The following is a 3,433-nucleotide window of genomic DNA, read 5'->3' on the forward strand; positions in this document are numbered from 1 at the left end:
GGCCGCGGCATCCTGCCGGTCGTCGGCGCCGAGCCCAACGGCGCCGCCGACGAGTTGGTGATCGCGATCGAGTCCGACGACGGCGACGTGCGCGTCGACGGGCCGCTCGGCGCGCAGTTCCTGCTCTGGGAGTACGCCACGGCCGTGGCCGGGCTGCTGCTGGAGGTCAACCCCTTCGACCAGCCGGACGTGGCCGAGGCCAAGGCGAACACGGCTGCCCTGCTGGACATGCCCGCCCTGCCGCTGGGCGAGCCCGCGCTGGTCGACGGCCCCGTCGAGGTGTACGGGGTCACCAAGGCGCGCGACCTGCCCGGCGTGCTGGCCGAGCTGCTCGGCGCGGTGCCCGGCGACGGCTACCTGGCCGTCATGGCCTACCTGGACCGGCTGGCCGCCTTCGACGCGCCGGTGCCGGACGGGGCCGACTTCGAGCAGATGACCGACGCCTGGATGGCCGCCGACGCGGCCACCCTGCGGGCCCTGCTGGCGCTGCGGACCGACCGGCCGGTGACGTTCGGGTGGGGGCCGCGGTTCCTGCACTCCACCGGCCAGTACCACAAGGGCGGGCCGCAGAACGGGGTGTTCCTGCAGATCACCGGGAACGTGCCCGGCGACGTCGAGGTGCCCGGCAGGCCGTACACGCTGGGGACGCTCCAGCTTGCCCAGGCGCTCGGCGACCTCGGGGCGCTGCTGAAGCGGGGACGGCCCGCCGTACGCCTGCATTTGACCGATCGCGCGGCTGGAGTCGCGCACCTGCTCGCAGCCGCACAGGAGGCTTGAGATGACAGACGAGCCGGCCGACGACCCGGCCGTTGACACGGCGACGGAGCCGACGGCGGACCCGGCAACGGTGGACCCGGCAGTGGAGCCGACGGTGCCCGTGGAGGAGGTGGCAACGGTGGCCGCCGCCGTCGCCGGCACCGCCACCACGCTGGAGGTGGTGCACTCCAACCCGTTGCGCGACCCGCGTGACAAGCGGCTGCCGCGGGTGGCGGGGCCTTGTGTGATGGTGTTGTTCGGCGTGACGGGAGACCTGGCCAAGCGCAAGCTGCTGCCGGCGATCTACGACCTGGGCAACCGGGGGCTGCTGCCGCCCGGCTTCTCACTGGTCGGCTTCGCCAGGCGGGACTGGAAGGACCAGGACTTCGCCGCGTTGACGCACGACGCCGTCAAGGCGCACGCCCGTACGCCGTTCCGTGAGGAGGTCTGGAAGCAGCTGCGCGAGGGCATCCACTTCGTGCCCGGCGAGTTCTCCGACGACGGGGCGTTCGACGCGCTGGCGATGGCCTTGAAGGAGATCGACGAGACCCGCGGCACCGGCGGCAACTACGCGTTCTACCTGTCCGTGCCGCCCAAGTTCTTCCCCGTCGTGGTGGAGCAGCTCAAGCGGACCGGCCTGGCCGACGCGCCCGACGGCTCGTGGCGGCGGGTGGTGATCGAGAAGCCGTTCGGCCACGACCTGAAGTCGGCGCACGAGCTGAACGAGATCACCACCTCGGCCTTCCCGGAGAGCTCGATCTTCAGGATCGACCACTACCTGGGCAAGGAGACCGTCCAGAACATCCTGGCGCTGCGCTTCGCCAACAACCTCTACGAGCCGATCTGGAACCGCAGCTTCGTCGACCACGTCCAGATCACGATGGCCGAGGACATCGGCATCGGCGGCCGGGCCGGCTACTACGACGGCATCGGCGCGGCCCGCGACGTGATCCAGAACCACCTGCTCCAGCTCCTCGCGCTGGTCGCGATGGAGGACCCGACCTCCTTCGACGCCTCCGCGCTGCGGCGGGAGAAGGAGAAGGTGCTCAAGGCCGTCCAGATCCCGTCCGACATGGCCGCCAACACCGCGCGAGGCGCCTATCTGGCCGGCTGGCAGGGCGGCGAGAAGGTCGTCGGATACCTGGAGGAGGAGGGCATCTCCAGCGACTCCAAGACCGAGACGTACGCGGCCGTCAAGCTGGAGATCGCCAACCGGCGCTGGGCGGGCGTGCCGTTCTACCTGCGCACCGGCAAGCGGCTGGGCCGGCGGGTGACCGAGGTGGCCGTGGTGTTCCAGCGGGCGCCGCACCTGCCGTTCAGCAAGGACGACACCGAGATCCTCGGCCAGAACGCGCTGGTGGTCAGGGTGCAGCCGGACGAGGGCATCACGGTCAGGTTCGGCTCCAAGGTGCCGGGCACGGCCATGGAGGTGCGCGACGTGTCCATGGACTTCGCCTACGGCGAGTCGTTCCTGGAGTCGTCGCCCGAGGCGTACGAGCGGCTGCTGCTGGACGTCATGATCGGCGATCCGCCGCTCTTCCCGCACCAGCGCGAGGTCGAGCTGTCGTGGAAGATCCTCGACCCGGTCGAGGAGTTCTGGGCCACGCAGGGCCAGCCGGAGGGCTACCCGTCCGGCTCGTGGGGTCCCCCCTCCGCCGACGAGATGATGGCCCGCGACGGCCGCGTGTGGAGGAGGCTCTGAGATGACGACGTTCATGCTGACCGACACGACGGCCGGGAAGATCGCCGCGCAGCTCACCCACCTGCGCCACCAGATGGGCGCGCCCGCCATCGGGATGGTGCTGACGCTGGTGGTGGTCTGCGAGGAGCGCGACCAGTACGACTCGCTGCGCGCCGCCACCGACGCCGCCCGCGAGCACCCCTCCCGCATCCTGGTGGTGATCAACCGCGAGTCCGACGAGGGCAACCGGCTCGACGCCGAGCTGCGCATCGGCGAGTCCACGCCGGGCGAGGTGGTGGTGCTGCGCCTGTACGGCGAGCTGACCGAGCACGCCGACTCCGTCGTCAGCCCCCTGCTGCTGCCCGACACGCCGGTCGTGGCCTGGTGGCCGGGCCTGGCGCCCGAGGTGATGTCCCAGGACCCGATCGGGATGCTCGCCCAGCGGCGCATCTCCGACGCCAAGGGCTTCCACGACGGCGGCGTCCAGTCGCTGGTGACCAGGGCCAAGGGGTACGCGCCCGGCGACACCGACCTCGCCTGGTCCCGGCTCACGCCGTGGCGCAGCCTGCTGGCGGCGGCCTTCGACCAGCCGGTGGGCAAGGTGGAGGGCGGGTCGGTGGAGGCGTCGGCGGGCAACCCCAGCGCGCCGCTGCTGGCCGCCTGGCTGTCCGAACGGCTCGACGCGCCGATCAGGGTGACCGACTCCAGCGGCCCCGGCCTGACCTCGGTACGGCTGGAGGCGTCCGACGGGGAGCTGGCGGTGTCCCGGGGCGACGCCAGGCTGGCGACGCTGTCGCGGCCCGGCCAGCCGGACCGGAACGTGGCGCTGGCCCGCCGCCACACGGCCGAACTGCTGGCCGAGGAGCTGCGGCGGCTGGACTCCGACGAGGTGTACGAGTCGGCGGTCAAGCGCCTGGCCAGGTCGTACAAGTCCTGACGACTCCGGCACGGTGCCGCCCCACGACCGGCGGGCTTGTCGGTCGTGGAGCGCCGCTC

The 3,433-nt window shown here is 71.9% G+C and carries 2 protein-coding genes and 1 pseudogene; all 3 read left to right on the forward strand.

Annotated elements, in window-relative coordinates; all coding sequences use genetic code 11:
- Positions 1 to 777: pseudogene (locus KME77_RS11615) on the forward strand (glucose-6-phosphate isomerase); the annotation flags it as partial.
- A 1-nt stretch (position 778) separates the two neighbouring features.
- Positions 779 to 2,458, forward strand: coding sequence for a glucose-6-phosphate dehydrogenase (gene zwf, locus KME77_RS11620; protein WP_246609597.1), 1,680 nt, complete (start codon positions 779 to 781; stop codon positions 2,456 to 2,458).
- Position 2,459: 1 nt separating this feature from the next.
- Positions 2,460 to 3,374 (forward strand): glucose-6-phosphate dehydrogenase assembly protein OpcA, encoded by a 915-nt coding sequence (locus KME77_RS11625; protein WP_219465661.1) that lies wholly within the window; start codon positions 2,460 to 2,462, stop codon positions 3,372 to 3,374.
- The last annotated feature ends 59 nt before the right edge of the window (positions 3,375 to 3,433 follow it).

It is taken from the genome of Nonomuraea rhizosphaerae (assembly GCF_019396405.1).
Taxonomy (GTDB): domain Bacteria; phylum Actinomycetota; class Actinomycetes; order Streptosporangiales; family Streptosporangiaceae; genus Nonomuraea; species Nonomuraea rhizosphaerae.

Bases quoted from the DNA above. Each gene is read 5' to 3' on its own strand.
- zwf (WP_246609597.1), top strand. From the start codon at position 779: ATGACAGACGAGCCGGCCGACGACCCGGCCGTTGACACGGCGACGGAG.
- KME77_RS11625 (WP_219465661.1), top strand. From the start codon at position 2,460: ATGACGACGTTCATGCTGACCGACACGACGGCCGGGAAGATCGCCGCG.